Origin of the sequence: Micromonospora sp. U56, assembly GCF_018070095.1 — a bacterium.
Taxonomy (GTDB): domain Bacteria; phylum Actinomycetota; class Actinomycetes; order Mycobacteriales; family Micromonosporaceae; genus Micromonospora; species Micromonospora purpureochromogenes.
Genome location: NZ_JAGPYL010000138.1, coordinates 1 through 16,296, shown reverse-complemented (window position 1 = coordinate 16,296; position 16,296 = coordinate 1). Strand labels below are relative to the sequence as shown.

Sequence of the window (16,296 nt, the reverse complement as noted above, 5' to 3'; positions counted from 1 at the left end):
ATCCCGGCGAGCCTCGACCGCCAACCGGGTCGCACGCTCACGCAGCTCATCGTTGTACTTCTTCGGTGCGGGCATCGGTGGTGTTCCTCCCAGGTTTCGATGTCTCCATCAAACCCGGTGCGGGACACCGGGTTTCGAAGAAGTCCGCGGCGATGATCGCGTGTGCTTGGCTGCGCAGGAAGGTCAGCCAGGTTTGGTGGTCGCGCTGGGGCGCGGGCTGGATCCCGTTGGTCTTGAGGATTTCCCAGACGGTGGAGGGGGCGACCTTGATGCCCAGGCCGGCCAGTTCGCCGTGGATTCGTCGGTAGCCCCAGCTCGGGTTCTCTCGGGCCAGGCGCAGGACGAGAGTTTGGATGCTGCGGACGGTGGGCGGCCGTCCGGCCCGTTTCGGCCGGGATTGTTTGGCGTGATGGCGGCGGAGCAGGTCGCGGTGCCAGCGCAGGACGGTGTCGGGGGAGACGATCAGGTGCAGCCGCCGCAGCTTGGGGCGGGAAAGCCGGTGCAGGAGGGCGGCGAGGAATGCCCGGTCGGGCGGGGTGAGACGGGGCTTGTCGATCTGGCGCTGCAGGATGGCGAGCTGGTGGCGCAGTATCAGAATCTCGACGTGGCTGCTACGAACGAACCGAGAAAGTCATCGACGCGTACTTCGACCTCGCCGACACGATCATCACCGTCCGTAGCCTGATCCGACGCACATGGACCACCTACCGGTGGGACACCCGTCCCACCCGCCGCCCATGACCACCACCCATTCCGCGCGACCTCTTAGCCTGGATCCACCGATTGGCCTTGGGTTGTGCTGGCGCGGCAGGCGTGAAGATGCCCTCTGACCTGGGAAAGTGGGAGTTCTCGAAGCTTCCATCAACCAAGTCGAGAGGGCATCTGTCAGGTGCGATTGTTCCATGGTCACCGCGGTGTGGACGCGGTATTCGACGAGCCGAGTCTGGTGTCGTGTGCCGGGCTGGTCCCGGTGATGCGTCTGGCCGAGCAGGTCGACCTCGCTGGCCTGGTGACCCGGCGAGTACGTCCCGATCTGACGACCGGGTCCAACCCGGGTGGCAAGGCCGCGGCGATTGTGGCGGGAATGGCCGCGGGCGCGGACAGCATCACCGACCTGGACGTACTGCGCCACGGCGGAATGGGCAGCCTGTTCGACGGGGTGTACGCGCCGTCGACGTTGGGCTCGTTCCTGCGGTTCTTCACCTGGGGACACGCGCTGCAGTTGGAGGCCGCCGCCCGGGATCTGCTGGCCGGCCTGGCCAGACGCACACCGCTGCTGCCGGGCGCCGGGACACTGGCCTACGTGGACGTGGACTCGTTGCTGCGCCGCGTTCACGGGCACGCCAAGCAGGGCGCGGCGTTCGGACACGCCAAGGTCGGCGGCTACAACGTGCGGCTGCGCGGCCTGTCACCGTTGGTCGCCGCGATCAGCACCGAGCAGGCCGCCCCCGTGGTCGCCGCGACCAGGCTTCGGGGCGGCAACGCCGGATCGGCCCGGGCCGCCGGATCGCTGGTGAAGCAGGCGATCACCACCGCCCGCGCCTGCGGGGCCACCGGGCAGATCCTGGTCCGTGGCGACTCGGCGTTCGGCTCCGGCCCGGTGGTGTCGGCCTGCCGCAAGGCCGGGGTGAACTTCTCCCTCACCCTGCAGTCCAACCCGAAACTACGGGCGGCGATCGACGATATCGACGAAACCGCGTGGACATCGGTGCGCTACCCCGGTGCGGTGTTCGACGAACAGACCTAGCGCTGGATTTCGGATGCCGAGGTCGCCGAAACCGAGTACACCGCCTTCGAGACGACCACCCACAAGGCCACTGCACGGCTGGTGGTACGCAGAGTCCGAGAACGCAATCCCGCACCAGCGGGCCAGGAGGAACTGTTCCCCACCTGGCGGTACCACGGGTTCCTGACCGACACCGAGCTGCCCACCGTGGAAGCGGATCTGACCCACCGCGCCCACGCCATCATCGAGCAACTCTTCGCCGACCTCATCGACGGGCCCCTGGCACACATGCCCTCGGGCCGCTTCGCCGCCAACGCCGCCTGGCTCACCCTCGCCACGATGACCCACAACCTCACCCGCGCCGCCGGCACCCTGGCCAGCCCCAACCACGGCAAAGCCCGCGTAGCCACGATCCGACGCCAACTCATCAACGTCCCCGCCCGCATCGCCCGCCGAGCCCGACGAATCGTCGTCCACCTGCCCACACGGTGGCCCTGGCAGACAGCCTGGGAACAACTGTTCACCGCGACCCACGCCCCACCCACGCCAGCCTGACCCTGCCCGACCGCCCGCATGGGCCCCACCATCCGCACGAGCATGCCGGAGACCGAGCCCGGCAGACCGAACACACCCATCACCCAAGCCATCCACAAACATCAGTACACAGAGACCCGGGGGCACCAACCAACATCAAATCGGTGGATCCAGGCTGAGGGGAGTGTGCATGTGGCTGCGGATGGCGGGGTGGGAGCGCGAACTGGCGGGCGATGACGTAGCCCTGTCACTCGGGGCGAACCGCGGCCCCTGTCCGCCGATTTGGCGCTGCGGCACCATGATCTGATGGCGCAGGGCGAGGATCTCGATGTCCTTGTTCCGGTCGCTCGTCGGCAGCAGCCGGAGCATCGCGAACATGTTCGTCACCCCGAGGTACGCCAGTCGTAGCAGCATGGCCGGCCATCATCGCCCACTGATCGTCGGCTTTCCCCACCCCGCCATCGGCGCCCAGGATCAATGTCTCCGGATCCTCTGCGAAGAGGCCGCTACCAGGTCGGATGGTTTCTCGGCAAGCGCACCGCTGGGTGGCCTTGGCCTCGCCGCGGAGAAGTTCGTCGGCGGCCACCTGTACCACGCGTCCTCGACCCGGGCGCCGGCCTCGGTTCGGGCGGTACGCCCGGCGGCCTCGGGAGCCTGCTTCTCGCGCCGGCCCGGTCGCGCTCGGCGATAGCCGCGTCCCGGTCGCGGTGGGCCTGATCGCGGTCGGCCCCGGCGGCCCGGGCCCGGCTGATCGCGTCACGCATGGCCTGTTCGGTCTCGGCGATGCGGGCCAGGGCGTCGACGTCGTGGACCGCGGCGATCGGCTTGCCGGTCCACAACGCGGCGACGTCGTGCCCGGTGCGCGGGTCACACCGACAGCAGCGGGACCAGCATGCCCTCGTACAGGCCCGGCTGGCAGGTCACGACGACGGCCCGCATGGCGTACGCCTCGTGGACGGTGTGTCGGGTGGCGAGGTCGCCGGGCCAGCTGCCGACTTCGATCGCGCTGTGCTCGGAGAGGGTGAGGGACCGGACGCCGGGCGTTAGCAGGATCGGTTCCCAGCCGCCGGTGCCGACCTTGATGTGCGTTTCGGCGTCGGCGATCGCCGTCGTCGGCAGCAGCAGATTCCAGTAGCCGCGCTCGGCCTGGTCGAGCAGGTCGACGACGGGCGGATGGGCGTCGAAGAGGGCGATGATCGCCGTCGTGTCGAGCACGCGGGGGTGGCGTACCCTCACGCGGCGGCCTGGCCGGGGGTGCGATAGATCTCGGTCGCCTTGGCGTCGGCGGCGTCCTGATCGGCTTCCCAGCGCCGGCGCTCAGCGTCGGTGAGGGGCTCGGGTGCCGGACGGCCGAGGGCGGCGAACATCCGCTGGGAGGCGGTGGGCTGCGGTGCGTCGGGCATGGGGTCAGGGTACAGCCTCGCCGGCTCGGCGGGGACGACTGAGGCCGGCGGGGTGGGCGTTCCCCCGCCGGCCTCAGGAGCCTCTTCGGCCAGGCGGGTGGTCGGGCCGTGTAGTTAATCACGCCGTTGGTGGAGGTGAACGTGACGCTGCCCGGGATCGGTCCGATTCGGCCGAGGGCGCCAGCCGGACGTCGTCCACGCCGCCGGCGGCCAGCCGCACGCCGCCGTCCAACGCGATCGTCTGCTGGACGGCGTGATCGCCGGCGGTAATGGACGAACCGGCGTGGCTGAACACGGCGTCGGCTAGCCCGCTGATCGCGGCGCTGCCGCTCGTACTCGCGGCGGCCGCGCTCCGGCGGGGTCAGGCTGCTCGGTGCGATCCGTTCCAGTAGCGGTCGTCAGGGCGGCCGGTGGACGGCCGCCGTCACCGGTGGCATCGACGGTCAGCGCCAAGTGTCAGCCGACAGTATCCGGTGACTGGGGAGTGGTCTCACGTCAGTTGCAGTTCTTTATGGAGGAGGATCATGTAGTTGGGGTTCAACTCGGGCCACCGACACGAACCCCCATGCCTACGGTAGGCGGGTCGCGATGGGTAGGCGCACGTCGTTCTCTTGTGACGGGAGGTCCCGATGGTGGGGGAGCGGGGCGCGGTGAGACTCTGGCGACGTCCTGTCGGCGTGCCCCCGTTTACCCCCCGAAAACCCTGGCCTGACGTTGACAATCAGTGACAAGGGGGGGTCAGCGCCTGGCGGTGTCTGTGCAGGTCAATGCCAACTTGCGGTAAGCGATGACAAGCCCGGAATGGCTGCGGTCCGTAACAAGGGGTCGTCGGTTCGAATCCGGCCGTCCCGACACTGATCAGAGGGCATATCCGATCGATGGATATGCCCTCTTCTCGCGTCCGGATGACTAACCGAGTGACTACGCCTCAGCGTCGAAGATCCGATCCATGGCTACGGCACCGCCGAGGAGCACCGGCCGCAGTTGGTGCCGGTAGACGCTCTCGGTGACGGTCGTGCCGGAGTGCCCGCAGAGGTCCGCGATCTGCTCGATGCTCACACCGCTGTCGGAGAGCAGCGAGACGAAACTGTGCCGCAGCTCGCGGGGTGTCCAGTCGCGCGGGTCGAGGCCCGCTCTGGCGACGACGGGGCGGAACGCCCGCAGCACGTTGTGCCGATCGAGGGCGGTGCCAGCGGCGGAGACGAAGACGAGCCGGTCAGCGGAGGGCTGGCCCTGGTCTTCGTGATGGATGGTGAGCGCGATGACGCACCGGGCCGGCAGGGCCAGGGTGCGACGCGACTTCCTGGTCTTGGTGTCACCATCGGCGCGTACCGAGCGCCAGACCTGGATGGAGGGCGGCAACGGCGGTTCGTTGGCCGGCTTGCCCTTGAGGTCAACATGCGCCCAGGTGAGTGCCCGTAGTTCCTCGGTACGGGCACCGGTCAGCAGTGAGACCACGATGTAGGCGTGCAACGCGCTGCTCTCCGCAGCCACCAGGAGCGCCTTAGCCTGGTCGAGGGTCAGGGATTTGGAAGGACGACCGCCGCGACCGTTGGGAACGGCGCAGAGCGCGACAACGTTGCGCTTGACCTTGTCCCGCGCCATGGCCCGATTGACCGCGCGGTTCAGCAAGGAGTGAAGGAGCCGAAGAGTCCGGGTGCTCAGGTGTTGGGCCTTGCCCATGAGCCAACGGTCGACGTCGGTCGCAGTGAGGTCCCGCAGCTTCCTCGCGCCGAGCTCGCCGACAATGTGAGAGTTTGCGAGGGTGGCGTAGTTCGCTTTGGTGCTCTCCGACTGTCTGCTGAGCCCGTACGTCAACCAGTCGTTGAGAGCATCGGCCACGGTTTGTCCATCCTGGACGAGCGCCAGGCCGTTCTCGTAGTCGCGGATCTTTTCCCGCAGTTTGGTGCGGGCTTCGGTCTTGGTCTTGCCGCTGCCTTTGCGCACGATGCGCTTGCCTGCCGGGGTGTAGCCGACGGTGACGGTGGCGATCCAGCGTTGCCGGGACTCGTCCCAGTGCAGGCCGCCTTCTCCTCGGGCGCGGCGTTTCGTCATTGGGTGCCTCCCTTCTGAGCTTCGTCTTCCAGCAGGTCGACGTAGGCGGTAATGGCGGCGGCGGGAACGAGGCGGGTGCGGCCTTGCCGGACGGTGCGAAGCCTGCCGGCGCGGATCTGCTCGTAGATCACGGAGCGGGACAGGCTGAGCAGTCGCATCGCCTCCGGGATGCGGTAGAGCGCCTTGGCGGGCGCGTCGAGGGCGGGTGCGGTCAAACGGTGCTCCTTCCATCGGGGACAGGTTGACCGTCAAGACTGGCTTGACGGTGGATCGGTGACCGGTCAGGCGGCGGCAAGTAACTCCTCCCGGGCGACTTCGTGTCGCTCGCGGGCCATGGCGGCGGCGGTGTTGGCCAGGAGGGCGTCTCCGGTGGTGCGCCAGCCGGAGCCGGCGTAGGACAGCAGACCGACGATCAGCGTTGTCTCTTCGTCAGCGGGCTGGTCGGCGTATTCGTGGCCGCCCTCGGTGCGTCGCCAGATGACCCGCGCTTCACGGAGGATGCGGAAGGTGACCGAGTAGCGGCGGCTCCTGGTGAGGAAGTGGCCACCAAAGCCGAGCATGTGCGCCCACCGCCGAAGCTGCTGCCAGTCGCGATGTTGGCCAAGGGTCCAGCAAGCGTCGACGAGCCGTTCGGGGTGGGTGCCGTGCTCGTTGGCGTAGAGGTCGATGACTTCGCCGTCGAGGCGGCGGGAGACGTGGCCGGTGGCTTCGGTGCTCTTGGTGGCGTACTTGGCCAGGTAGCCGGCGACCTTGCCGTCGGTGATCTCCCCGTCGGCGGTGACGGGGCGTACGTCGACCTGCTCGCCCCAGGCGATGCGCCAGCCGGCCGGGTTGGCGGGGTGCGGGCGGGTGGTGAAGGCGACGGTGGCGGCGCGTGCTCGATGGCGGCGACCAGGTCGTCAACGGTCAGGGCAGCCGGCCGCGGCACGACGGCGTCCGGGTCGGCATCGACGCCGTCGAGGCGGACGATGGCGTGATAGTGCACGACGGCGCGGCGTTGCATCTCGGCAACCTTGCCGAACGAGGGCTTGACCGGGGACACCCGGCGCAGCCGACCGGAGGCGGTGACCTGGTCGACCGGGGGAAAGCCGAGAGTACGGGCGCGGGCGTTGAGGTGGCGGGTGATGGCGATGGTGGTGCGGCGCCACAACTCCGGCGCGGAGTGGTTCCACACGACCTGGGCGTCATAGTCGTAGCAGTCCAGACACAGCGGCTGACCGAGCCGAGGATCGCCTTCCTCATGCCGAGCCCAGCAGACGGTGGGCTGTCCGTGCTCGCAGGGCCGGACGGTGGGGTCGGATGCGCGGCGGGGGTGGCAGGATTCGGCGCGGCAGTCGCAGCGGCGGCGGTTGCCGCAGGTGTGGCGCTTCACGACCCGGGTGTGAACGGTGCCGAACGACGGGGCGGTGAAGGTCGGAAAGACCGCCGGGTGGCCGGCGACAGTGGCGGGGATGCCTTTGCCGCCGGCGAGGCCGGCGCGCAGGAGTTGGTAGGCGTCGCGTTGGTAGGTGCGGGCGCACGAGGGGCAGACGGCGTGGCGGCGGTTGCCGCACGGCTTGTAGATTTCCCCGTCTGGCAGGTCAGCGGTCGACACGGAGGTGAGGAGCTGGCCGGTGGCCCGTTCGATGGTGGCAACTTCACCGGCGAGGCGGATCGGGTGGGAGCAGCCCGCGGCTGCCTTGACATGGTCGAGCCAGTCGAAGACGCGAGGGTCGCAGGCGCGAGCGAAGGCGGACTCGTCGCGGCCGGTGAACGAGCCGGGCGAGCCGGTGGCGGGGTGCGGCCGGTGCCCCGGACCAGACGGGTGAGCCTGGTCCGGGACAACGGTGGTGAGGTCAGCGGCCACGGGTGCGGACCGCCTTCATCGGGAGGTGCTGGATGGGGCCGGTGCCGAACGGGTTCGGGTGCTCGAAGATCCGGCCGAGCAGGGAGGCCACATGCGCGGGCAGGTCGGCCCGGTGGTGCTCCCAGAGGTAGATGTCGCGGATGAGTTGGTAGGTCTTCGGCAGCTCGATCCCGTCGCGGGCGGCGAGGATCTTCAGGCGGCCGATCAGTTGGACGGGTTCCCAGCCCCGGGCAAGGCGGGGTTGACGCCACACGTAGGCGGCGGGTGCTCCGGTGGTGGTCATCGGGCCACCTCGATCAGCACCGCTAGGTCGACGCCCAGGACGCGGGCGAGGTCCCGCAGGACCGACAACCGATCCACGGGGATGCGGTCGTGTTCGACCTTGGCCAGCCAGGTTTCCGACCAGCCAACCAGTTGCGCGCAGACCACCTGCGACAGACCGCGACGGCGGCGCAGCCGCGCCACGGTCGGACCGAAGGTGACAGCGGGGTTGACGATGGCCCGCCCGGTGGCGGGCCGGTTCAGGATGGTGGCGGTCATCAGGCCACCGCCAATTCCGCCTCATCGGCCCGAGTGGCGATGCAGCCGCGGCATTGGCACTGCTGATTGAGTGGGTCGGGGCAGCGGTTCGTCGGGCACCACTGGCAACCGGGACGGCCGCACCAGTAGCAGAGTTCGATGGTTTCGTCGGCAGTGAAGCCGGGCAGGCCGAACAATCGGCCCAACAGCCCCTCGTAGAACGGGGACACCGTGACGCTGCCGCTCTCCCAGCGGCACAGGTTTCGCTTGAAGGTGGCCCATTCCGGCAGCCGCACGCCCTCATCGGCGGCGACCTTGCTCAGCCGGCGGAACACCTCCAGCTGCGACCAGCCACGAGACTGACGCAGCTTCTTCCAGGGCCAGACGACGGGTTCGGGGGCAGGTGCAGAGGTGGCGTTCGTGCACAGCACGGACAGGACATCCAGCAGCATGGTGCGATCGAGCACCGCAGGCAGGTTCAGCGCCTTCCCAGGGGCCAGCGCGTCCCGAAGCGCCGCCAGAGCAGACAGCAGGCGAGCATCGGACAGCGCCGAGGAGTGGCCCGAGGCGCAATGAGCAGGGTGAACGGTACGCTGGACGGCATCGTTGTTCCTTTCGCAGAGGGCCGATGCACCGGGCCTCGACGGGCCGCAATCCCGTCGGGGCCTTTTTTTGCGCTCCCCGTATCCCCTGTAAAGGGGGGTTGCGCATCGATGTATGACCGAAGCTGTAGTTGGCGGCGACGGGCGCACCCGGCCCAACCGAGCTGATCCGGCGAGTACGCGCCATCGAGGCCGCTGACCCGTCCTGCATGAAGTGGGCACGCAACAAGCGCAGCGACGACGCCACCGCCGTCTACGCCGCCTGAGCAGCCAATGCGCGAGCAGGGCCGCCGGCTGCCAGCGATGCGTGGTCTCGCATGATGGTTGACGAAACGGCTTCGCAGGACGCTTGACGCCAGGTCGAGATCAAGCGACCTAGACGCGGTCATGGCCCGGTGCGCACCCGCGTAAAAGTTGCAGCCTGGCCGCGATCGATAGAAGAGGGACGAAGCTAGCGGTGGTGGGTACTCTGCTCCACCATGGACGAGCCTCGGAACGGCAACCACATTGGCATACCGGGGGTCCTGTTCTGGTGCGGTCTGCCGGTCGCGGCCGTGTGGCTGGGCCGTTATTTCTGGCCGCCGGTGATTCGCGTGGCAGTGGACGCGCTGGGTGCCGACGTCGGGTTGTTCTTCGTTCTGGGATGGGCGCCAACAGGGCTCGGCATGGTCCTCTTGGCCGCCGCGCCCGTCGGCGACGAGGCGTTCCGCCGGCGGCCCTGGACATTCCTGTTGGGTGCGTGCGCGGTGATGGCGATCCTTCAGCTCGGACTGCTCCGGCTCGGACCGCGCCTCACTGGCGTGTACGTGGACGTCCTCTTGGCATACGTGCTCGGCATGTACGCGGCCTGGGCCATGCTTTTCACCGTTCTGCCCGTCATGTACCTGGCCATCAGGGCGCTCACCGCTTGGAAACAGCGGGGCCATAAGCCCCTGGCCAACATCGCTAGCCGTCGCCCCGCCCGGATCCTTCTGGCAGTCAGTGAACTCGCCGCCGTCCTCGCGCTGCTCCCATGGGCTGCCCAAGGCGTGGCCGCGATTCGCTAACTGGTCGCCGCTGTTGAACCTCGACATTTCGGCGTCAACGGCCTCGCCGTGCAGTGGGTGTCGAACATCAGCCGAGGCCGCCGTGTCAACCATCAACCGGCGCTGCCAGCGAAGTGGTGAGAACTTTCTGTACGTCTTCAAGGCGGCCCTGAGCGGGCCGCACGCGCCGCCGCCTGGGCGCGCGCCGGCCGCTGCCGCTGTCGCTCTGCGGCCGTCACGCCGGACGCCCGGCGGCTGGCGCGGACAGCGGGAAGCCCGGAGGGCCGCCGCAGAACGACAGACCGTTGACCGGGTGGTGGTGGGCCGGCAGCCGGCCGGGCCGCGCGGCCGCATCCCGCGCGGCGTAGGGGAGGGCACGCCGGCCGCGTCGGCGAGCTGGCGGCGGTCGCGGGGTTGCGGTTAGGGCGCCTCCGGCGGGGGCGCTCCGGCTCCAGGATGGCCGGGGCTCCGTCGGCGGGTCGCGGTCCGTGGGTGGTTGCGGTAACCATCCCGTCTGTCATCGACCCGGGCAAGCCGAGCAGACCACTGCCCGACCCGCCAGCGTCCGTACGAGCCGTCAAGGTCCGCATGACGTGGCGGGCCGGGCGGTGGCCCGCTCCCCAGAAGGGCGGGTCGATGGCAGACGGGATGGCAACACTCCTCGGGGCTGCTGCCGCCGGCTAAAGCATGCCCAAAGCCCGCCAGTGAGCGATCACGACGGCCACCATGTCACCGAGGCAGACATGGCGGAAGCGCTGCTCGGACGCCTGTCTACCTCTCTACCTCCTGGACGTCCACCAGCTCCGCGAGGTGGGCCCGGTAGTTCGGACAGGTCGTGATGTTCTCGTGCGAGCAGTTCAGCCCGGCATCGAGGAGGTCGAGCGCCGACCGCAGCGCCGCCATCCTGGCCTGCAGCACGCGGCGGTTGCGGCGCAGCACGTCCTTGCGTGCGGCGGTGTGGATCGAGGCGAGGAACTCCCCGATGTCCGGCAGCGGCAGGCCGGCCTGCTTCAGGCGCACGATAGACGCCACCCGGGCCAGGTCGTCGCGGGTGTAGCGGCGGCGGCCGCCCTCGACGCGGGCGGGGCAGAGCAGGCCCACCGACTCCCAGTGCCGTAGTACGTGCGTCGGCAGGCCGAAGTGGTCGGCCACCTGGCCGATCGTCATCGGGCTTGACTTCATGTCGACATTAAGTCAGATCATGGTGGGCATGTACAACCTGCTTGCTGTCCTCGATGCCTTCGACGCGCAGCCCCAGGCCCTCGAACTGCGCGCACGTTCCTACGAGCTGCTCGGCGACCTCACCGGCCGAACCGTGGTTGACGCCGGCTGCGGCCCTGGCCGCGCGGTCGCCGAGCTGGTCGAACGCGGGGCCCGCGCAATCGGCGTCGACCTCGACCCCGACATGATCGCTGCGGCCCGGGAGCGCTGGCCGACCGGCGAGTTCCACGTCGGCGACGCCTACGAGCTGCCGCTGGAGACCGGATCGGTTTCCGGCTACCGCGCGGACAAGGTGTTACACACGCTCGACGACCCGGCGCGAGCCGTGGCCGAGGCACGCCGGGTGCTTGCGCCGGGCGGCCGGGTCGTGCTGCTAGGCCAGGACTGGGACACGTTCGTCATCGACTCGGACGAGCCGGAGACCACCCGCCGGCTGATCCAGGCGAAGGCAGACTTGCTCCCGTCGCCGCGCGTTGCCCGGAGGTACCGCAACCTGCTGCTCGACGCCGGGTTCACCGATCCGGTCGTCGAGGTGCACACCAGCGTGTTCACCGACGACACCGCGCTCGGCCCGCTGCACCGGATCACCGACAAGGAGGGCTGGCTCGCCGAGCAGGCCGAGCGCGCCCGCACGAACCGGATCTTCGTGGCGGTGCCGATGTTCCTCGTCGCAGCGCAGGGATAAGCGTCAAGCTCGGGTCAAAGGCGCTGTCGGGCGGGCCGGTTTCCCTTTCGCGCCATGGAAATTGCCCCCAGTTCTCTCAGGGTTCCGAGCTGTTGACCTTTGCTCATGTGTCGCCCGGTCACCGCATGTCACCGGAACATCAAAGGAGAGAAGGAGCCGGCGACCGCGCACGTGGTCGCGGACGTGCCACGCCGACCCTCGGGCGAGACGTCGTTGATGGCAGGCCAGTGTTGACAAACGAACGTCTGCCGACACTCCACCCGGCGCCGAACAAAGATCCAATCCTGCCTCGGTGGCCGCAGAGCCGAGACGCGAGGTGCACCGGAGCGCCAGCACCGGCGGCCGTTTCGTGACGGAGACGGCCTCGGAGCTGCACGAGTCCACTACCGAGAATCAGCACCTCCGACGGGTCGCAGGAGGTCGAGAAGCTGGGCGGTCGGGCGGTTCGCGGTCACAGGTCTTTGGCCATGTTGCGCCCGGTCTCGGTGAAGCCCAGCTGCTCGTAGAGGGCCCGGGCGGCGGTGTTGTGGGCGAAGACGTGCAGACCGATTCTGGTCAGCGCGTTGTCGTGGCACCAGCGCTCGGCGGCCAGCATGATCGCGCGGCCGTAGCCCTGGCGGCGTACGTCGGGTTCGACGGCGACGTTGTAAACGAACGCAGTGTCGTGGGTGACTTTGATCCAGAGGAAACCGACCCGGCGGTCGCCGTCGTAGGCGTACCAGAAATGGTGGTCAGGGGTGGCGGACTCGTCGGGAAGTAGCTGCGCGTAGGTGTCGGCGGCGTTGCTGGCCGCGTACTGCGCCGACTGGCCCGACGCGGCGAGGCTCTGCGCGTAGTGCGCCTCGGCCTCGGTCCGCCACGGCTTGTACTGATCCTCGGTCATCGGCTCTAGCCGTACGTCCGTCATGATCGACAACCTACCGAGTCCAATGCACCCGCGCGCACTCTCAGTGCGGGGCCGCCAGTCCTCGGCGACCCTAGCGTTAGAAGAAGTCGGCGCGGGATGAACCAGTAGTGGCCTCCGCCAAGACGGCCGCCAGGCGGCCGACTGTCACCTGGCTGTAGAGCCCGCTCGCGGCTTAGGTTCAAGCCTCAGCCTCACCAGAGTCCGTGCCCGATCCGTGCCCGATGCAGCGGTCAACATCGGTCAGCGGAGGTCCGCCGCAGCGCTGGGTCGGGTCGTCCAGGCATCCACGACCAGCCGGCACCACGAGCGGGGGTCGCGACTCAACCCGATTCCCAAGCTGTTCCTGGGTCCCTTCGGGGCGCCGCACATGCGGGAAAATGGACACGCCAACCGCCCCGAGGCCCGTAATCAAAGCCGTGGCGCGGGGTGGGAGCACGGCGGGCCATAGCTGTTACCTGCAGTTTGTCACTCTGGCCGTCGGCTGGGGAGCCCATTTTCGGGTCTGAGGCTATGCACCTTCCAAACTGAAGGTCGTATCGTCTGCGCGTGAGCGAGGACGCCTTCGTTTTCCCGGCCATGCCAAAGGTCAATGTCGTTCGGCTCTTGGGCGTGCTCGCCGAGGCTCAGCCGGGCCAGTGGGTTGCACCGGGGCCAGTCTTCGTCTGGCTGGTGGAGGAGGACCGCGACTTGTACGTCGACTGGGAGCCCGACATGGTGGCGACACTAGAGCGGGCTGTCGGACAGCGGCCCACCTGGGCGGTCCAGATTAACTACCGAGCTTCGCGCCGGGACGAGATGATGACGCTGACTCGGGCGTTGATGCGGTCGGGCGGTGTGGCGGTAGACGACTTCGTGGACCACGTCTGGACAGTCGAAGAGATCGCGGCCGACGCCCTCGTCCGGGGTGGCAGGTTCGGCGAACCGCCGGTGTGGCGGTGAGCACCAGGTGGTGGGTAGCGGCGGGCTGCGTGCTGACGGATCGCGCAAGAAGCGGGTGACCAACTGGGTGACAATCGGGACGGACACCAGCGGACGAGCGGGGACCGTGGTGGACGGTTCCGGCAGTTCAGTCCCCAGGAAGCGCCAGGTCAGAGCCCCGCGTTGGTTGCCTGGGGGTCAAGGAGTCTCCGGGGCACACGGAGGTCTCATCCAGCCCGGTGAGGTTGTTCCTACTCCAAGTCTGCCCTGTCCCAGCCGGGTGGGATCTTCTGTAGACCGATTAGGACGTCTAGGGCGTGTCCTGCCGATCTTGTGGTGGTTGATCGTTGACGATGTGCCGGTGGTGCGTCGTGGTGAGTTGACCGATGAGGCGTGGGTGGTGATCGCGCCGCTGCTGCCGGAGCCGGGTGGTGCTCGGGGGCGGTGGCGGGATCACCGGCAGGTCATCAATGGGATCCTGTGGAAGCTGCGTACAGGTGCGCCGTGGCGTGACCTGCCGGAACGCTTCGGGCCGTGGAAGACCTGCCACGAACGCCTGCGCCGCTGGACGGCTGACGGCACGTGGGATCGGATCCTGGCCGCGGCGCAGGTGCATGACGACGGCACACCGGTGCAGTGGACGATCAGCGTCGACTCGTCGATCGTGCGGGCGCACCAGCATGCCGCTGGCGCCCGCAAAAAGGGGGCTCCCCGGCAAGTCCGGCGACGCCTGGTGCGCAAGATGGCGAGGCCATCGGCCGGTCCCGCGGCGGGCTGAGCACGAAGATCCATCTCGCCGTCGATGGCCGCGGCCGGCCGTTGTCGATCCTGCTCACCCCAGGTCAGGCCGGCGACAACCCGCAACTGTTGGCCCTGCTGGACGCGATACGGGTCAACGAGCCCGGACCCGGCCGGCCCCGCAAACGCCCCGAGGTACTGATCGCGGACAAGGGCTACGCCCACGACTCCACCCGCCGCGCCCTGCGACAACGCGGCATCCGGCACGTCATTCCCGAACGCTCGGACCAGGTCGCCCGCCGCGCCGCCAAAGGCAGCGCCGGCGGCAGACCCCCAGCCTTCGACAAGGTGATCTACCGCAAGCGCAACGTCGTGGAACGCTGCTTCAACCGACTCAAACAGTGGCGTGACCTGGCCACCCGCTACGCCAAACGCGCATCCCTCTACCGATCCAGCCTCGTCCTCATCGCCGCCATCATCTGGCTTCCATGATCGACAGGACAGACCCTAGGCCAAGATGCTCCTTCAGCAGGTACTTGAGATTGCGGCCCTCGATAATCTCGATGCGTCCGTTTGCGGCGGCGAAGTCGCGGCTCGCCTTGCCAACCCAAGAGGTAGTGACGAGGACGCCCTTGCCCGCACGCTTGTGATCCATTACGCCAGCAAGTGCATGGACAGCTTCTAGGCCGACGATTTTGCTGTAACGCTTTGCTTGAATGATGCAAAGCCCGCCCACAATCGGATCCTCATTGACAGCGACACCGTCGACACCCTCATCCTTGGAGGGTTGCGTAACCAAGGACTTCATGCCGAGGCTCTCGAAAAGGCTACGGATAAGATGCTCGAACTCTCCAGAAGAAAGTGTCAGTAGGCCCGTACGACTATCCAAGCCGGCGACGACATCCATTCCATCGACGAACTTGTACTTTGAAAGGTCAAAAGAAACTACTGGCCTGACGCCTTCGAGGTCGTACGGGTGCGGAGAGACAATGGCGTTCAGGTGGTTACGAAGGCACAGCACCGGATCCAGTTCTGGCTCATCGAGCTGTACAACGGCAAACTTGTCCCGCTCCGCGCCCACGCTCATGAGCAGCGGGCGAATGGCGCGACCAGTTGCCTTGTCCTTGGTCGAAGCGTAGCCGTTGAAGACGATGCTGGTGATGAGGTCTGGAGGAGTCGCGCCGAAAGTCTCATCAATGGTGCGCAACGTTAATCGAGCCAGGACGTCGCCGTACAGCTTCTTAGTCTCGGATTCCTTGCGCGGTATCGCAACCATGCCTTTCGTCGTCGTATAGCGGTAAGCGGCGACCGTGGGCACGACGTCTCGAAGCGGTAGCTCGTATTCGATCAGTAGCTCACTGGAGGCGGGATCATAGTGAGCAGCAACCTTGCCTGTCAGGCCCTCTGGGTATCGAGACTGGGCGAGGACATGCTGTAGACGCTCAACAAACGCGTTTGGTCCGCCGTGGGTCAACGCCGCCCTAAGCTCAAGGGCAGCTCCGGCGGCCCGCCGGTTTCTGTGGGCTAGCAGTTGTGCGTACTCGGCAACCCTCGTGCTGATGGCCTCGGTCCGAAACTCGGCTTCTGCCGTCTTGCGGGCGTGTGCGTCCCGCTCCGCCAGGCGCTTCGCAGCGGCCGCCTCCTGCGCCTGTGCGCGGCCATCAGCAGCTCGCTGACGTTCCTCAACACGCTGGCGTTGGAGGGCCTCCCGAGCTGCCTTCGCCTCTGCTTGGTCGGCTAGACGCTTCGCCTGCACTTCTTGCCGCAGCCGCGCTGCCTCTGCCTTCTTGACAGCTGCCTCGGCTTGCTTAGCCTCGCGGTTTGCCTCGGCTTCATGACGCTTCTGTTCGGCCACCAACTCGCGGTGCCAGCGCGCCTCTGCTTGCGCTTGGAGCTTCTTGGTCTGCTTACGCGCGTCGAGCATCTGAGCAATCAGGCCCTTGCGTCGCGCCATGCGTCCTCCGAAGCTCCGCAGTAGACAAGCACGACCGGGACTGCCCCCGGTTCGGTTGACTCCCCACCTGTGAGGATGCGTTCCTCGCTGGAAGGATGTCTGTCATGCCGAAAGCGTTCCCCCTGGAGTTCCGCCGTGACGTGGTCGCGGTCGCCCGCAAGGG

17 protein-coding genes and 3 pseudogenes are annotated in these 16,296 nt (G+C 67.9%); 7 read left to right on the top strand and 13 right to left on the bottom strand.

Translation table 11 applies throughout. From position 1 onward, the window contains the following. Window positions 1-46: 46 nt before the first annotated feature. On the bottom strand, window positions 47-424 hold the full coding sequence (locus KBX37_RS36130; protein WP_374103923.1) for a hypothetical protein: 378 nt from the start codon (window positions 422-424) through the stop codon (window positions 47-49). Window positions 425-609: 185 nt separating this feature from the next. On the opposite strand from KBX37_RS36130, the pseudogene KBX37_RS29675 reads away from it, so the two are divergent. Next, window positions 610-741, top strand: a pseudogene (locus KBX37_RS29675) (IS5/IS1182 family transposase); the annotation flags it as partial. A 148-nt stretch (window positions 742-889) separates the two neighbouring features. Further along, a pseudogene (locus KBX37_RS29670) lies at window positions 890-2,281 on the top strand (IS1380 family transposase). Between the two features lie 135 nt (window positions 2,282-2,416). Here KBX37_RS29670 and KBX37_RS29665 read toward each other — a convergent pair. From KBX37_RS29665 to KBX37_RS34990, 9 genes and pseudogenes are all read right to left on the bottom strand, one after another. Beyond that, window positions 2,417-2,674 (bottom strand): hypothetical protein, encoded by a 258-nt coding sequence (locus KBX37_RS29665; RefSeq protein WP_247659245.1) that lies wholly within the window; start codon window positions 2,672-2,674, stop codon window positions 2,417-2,419. A gap of 453 nt (window positions 2,675-3,127) precedes the next feature. Further along, entirely contained in the window at window positions 3,128-3,475 is a 348-nt protein-coding gene (locus KBX37_RS29660) for a hypothetical protein (protein ID WP_307849261.1), read from the bottom strand. A gap of 17 nt (window positions 3,476-3,492) precedes the next feature. Beyond that, window positions 3,493-3,663 (bottom strand): hypothetical protein, encoded by a 171-nt coding sequence (locus tag KBX37_RS29655; RefSeq protein WP_210779184.1) that lies wholly within the window; start codon window positions 3,661-3,663, stop codon window positions 3,493-3,495. 921 nt (window positions 3,664-4,584) lie between these two features. After that, the gene (xerC, locus tag KBX37_RS29650) at window positions 4,585-5,718 is read right to left on the bottom strand and encodes a tyrosine recombinase XerC (RefSeq protein ID WP_210779183.1); all 1,134 of its coding nucleotides are present in this window, start codon (window positions 5,716-5,718) and stop codon (window positions 4,585-4,587) included. After that, entirely contained in the window at window positions 5,715-5,933 is a 219-nt protein-coding gene (locus KBX37_RS29645; protein ID WP_210779182.1) for a helix-turn-helix domain-containing protein, read from the bottom strand. Before KBX37_RS29645 ends, xerC begins: the two co-directional genes overlap by 4 nt. 66 nt (window positions 5,934-5,999) lie before the next feature. Next, a pseudogene (locus KBX37_RS29640) lies at window positions 6,000-7,564 on the bottom strand (replication initiator). Beyond that, window positions 7,554-7,847, bottom strand: a complete 294-nt coding sequence (locus tag KBX37_RS29635; RefSeq protein WP_210779181.1) for a hypothetical protein — start codon at window positions 7,845-7,847, stop codon at window positions 7,554-7,556. Before KBX37_RS29635 ends, KBX37_RS29640 begins: the two are co-directional and overlap by 11 nt. Then, window positions 7,844-8,104, bottom strand: coding sequence for a helix-turn-helix transcriptional regulator (locus KBX37_RS29630; RefSeq protein WP_210779180.1), 261 nt, complete (start codon window positions 8,102-8,104; stop codon window positions 7,844-7,846). Before KBX37_RS29630 ends, KBX37_RS29635 begins: the two co-directional genes overlap by 4 nt. Further along, entirely contained in the window at window positions 8,104-8,550 is a 447-nt protein-coding gene (locus KBX37_RS34990; protein ID WP_247659244.1) for a hypothetical protein, read from the bottom strand. Before KBX37_RS34990 ends, KBX37_RS29630 begins: the two co-directional genes overlap by 1 nt. Window positions 8,551-8,816: 266 nt before the next feature. Between KBX37_RS34990 and KBX37_RS35340 the strand changes: the two genes are divergently transcribed. After that, window positions 8,817-8,951: a hypothetical protein gene (locus KBX37_RS35340; RefSeq protein ID WP_256440388.1), complete on the top strand. Its 135-nt coding sequence runs from the start codon at window positions 8,817-8,819 to the stop codon at window positions 8,949-8,951. 213 nt (window positions 8,952-9,164) lie between these two features. Beyond that, entirely contained in the window at window positions 9,165-9,731 is a 567-nt protein-coding gene (locus tag KBX37_RS29620) for a hypothetical protein (protein ID WP_210779179.1), read from the top strand. Between the two features lie 750 nt (window positions 9,732-10,481). On the opposite strand, the gene KBX37_RS29615 is transcribed toward KBX37_RS29620, so the two are convergent. Next, entirely contained in the window at window positions 10,482-10,892 is a 411-nt protein-coding gene (locus KBX37_RS29615; protein ID WP_210779178.1) for a MerR family transcriptional regulator, read from the bottom strand. A gap of 28 nt (window positions 10,893-10,920) precedes the next feature. On the opposite strand from KBX37_RS29615, the gene KBX37_RS29610 reads away from it, so the two are divergent. Continuing rightward, on the top strand, window positions 10,921-11,616 hold the full coding sequence (locus KBX37_RS29610; RefSeq protein ID WP_247659243.1) for a methyltransferase domain-containing protein: 696 nt from the start codon (window positions 10,921-10,923) through the stop codon (window positions 11,614-11,616). 451 nt (window positions 11,617-12,067) lie between these two features. Here KBX37_RS29610 and KBX37_RS29605 read toward each other — a convergent pair whose 3' ends face one another. Continuing rightward, the gene (locus KBX37_RS29605) at window positions 12,068-12,523 is read right to left on the bottom strand and encodes an N-acetyltransferase (RefSeq protein WP_210779176.1); all 456 of its coding nucleotides are present in this window, start codon (window positions 12,521-12,523) and stop codon (window positions 12,068-12,070) included. A 546-nt stretch (window positions 12,524-13,069) separates the two neighbouring features. Here KBX37_RS29605 and KBX37_RS29600 point away from each other — a divergent pair. Beyond that, complete coding sequence (locus KBX37_RS29600; protein ID WP_210779175.1) at window positions 13,070-13,462, top strand: hypothetical protein; 393 nt, start codon at window positions 13,070-13,072, stop codon at window positions 13,460-13,462. A gap of 343 nt (window positions 13,463-13,805) precedes the next feature. Next, a protein-coding gene (locus KBX37_RS29595) for an IS5 family transposase (protein WP_210779186.1) occupies window positions 13,806-14,671 on the top strand; the annotation gives its coding sequence in 2 pieces (ribosomal slippage) (window positions 13,806-14,139 and window positions 14,139-14,671; 867 coding nt in all). Here the strand turns inward: KBX37_RS29595 and KBX37_RS29590 are convergent. Then, window positions 14,655-16,133, bottom strand: coding sequence for a restriction endonuclease (locus tag KBX37_RS29590; protein ID WP_210779174.1), 1,479 nt, complete (start codon window positions 16,131-16,133; stop codon window positions 14,655-14,657). The genes KBX37_RS29595 and KBX37_RS29590 overlap by 17 nt on opposite strands. Window positions 16,134-16,296: the final 163 nt, after the last annotated feature.

Excerpts from the sequence above, each read along its gene's own strand:
- xerC (WP_210779183.1), bottom strand. The coding sequence starts at position 5,718 with ATGACGAAACGCCGCGCCCGAGGAGAAGGCGGCCTGCACTGGGACGAG.
- KBX37_RS29605 (WP_210779176.1), bottom strand. The coding sequence starts at position 12,523 with ATGACGGACGTACGGCTAGAGCCGATGACCGAGGATCAGTACAAGCCG.
- KBX37_RS29655 (WP_210779184.1), bottom strand. The coding sequence starts at position 3,663 with ATGCCCGACGCACCGCAGCCCACCGCCTCCCAGCGGATGTTCGCCGCC.
- KBX37_RS29665 (WP_247659245.1), bottom strand. The coding sequence starts at position 2,674 with ATGCTGCTACGACTGGCGTACCTCGGGGTGACGAACATGTTCGCGATG.
- KBX37_RS29590 (WP_210779174.1), bottom strand. The coding sequence starts at position 16,133 with ATGGCGCGACGCAAGGGCCTGATTGCTCAGATGCTCGACGCGCGTAAG.
- KBX37_RS29630 (WP_210779180.1), bottom strand. The coding sequence starts at position 8,104 with ATGACCGCCACCATCCTGAACCGGCCCGCCACCGGGCGGGCCATCGTC.
- KBX37_RS29635 (WP_210779181.1), bottom strand. The coding sequence starts at position 7,847 with ATGACCACCACCGGAGCACCCGCCGCCTACGTGTGGCGTCAACCCCGC.
- KBX37_RS29620 (WP_210779179.1), top strand. The coding sequence starts at position 9,165 with ATGGACGAGCCTCGGAACGGCAACCACATTGGCATACCGGGGGTCCTG.
- KBX37_RS29615 (WP_210779178.1), bottom strand. The coding sequence starts at position 10,892 with ATGAAGTCAAGCCCGATGACGATCGGCCAGGTGGCCGACCACTTCGGC.
- KBX37_RS29610 (WP_247659243.1), top strand. The coding sequence starts at position 10,921 with ATGTACAACCTGCTTGCTGTCCTCGATGCCTTCGACGCGCAGCCCCAG.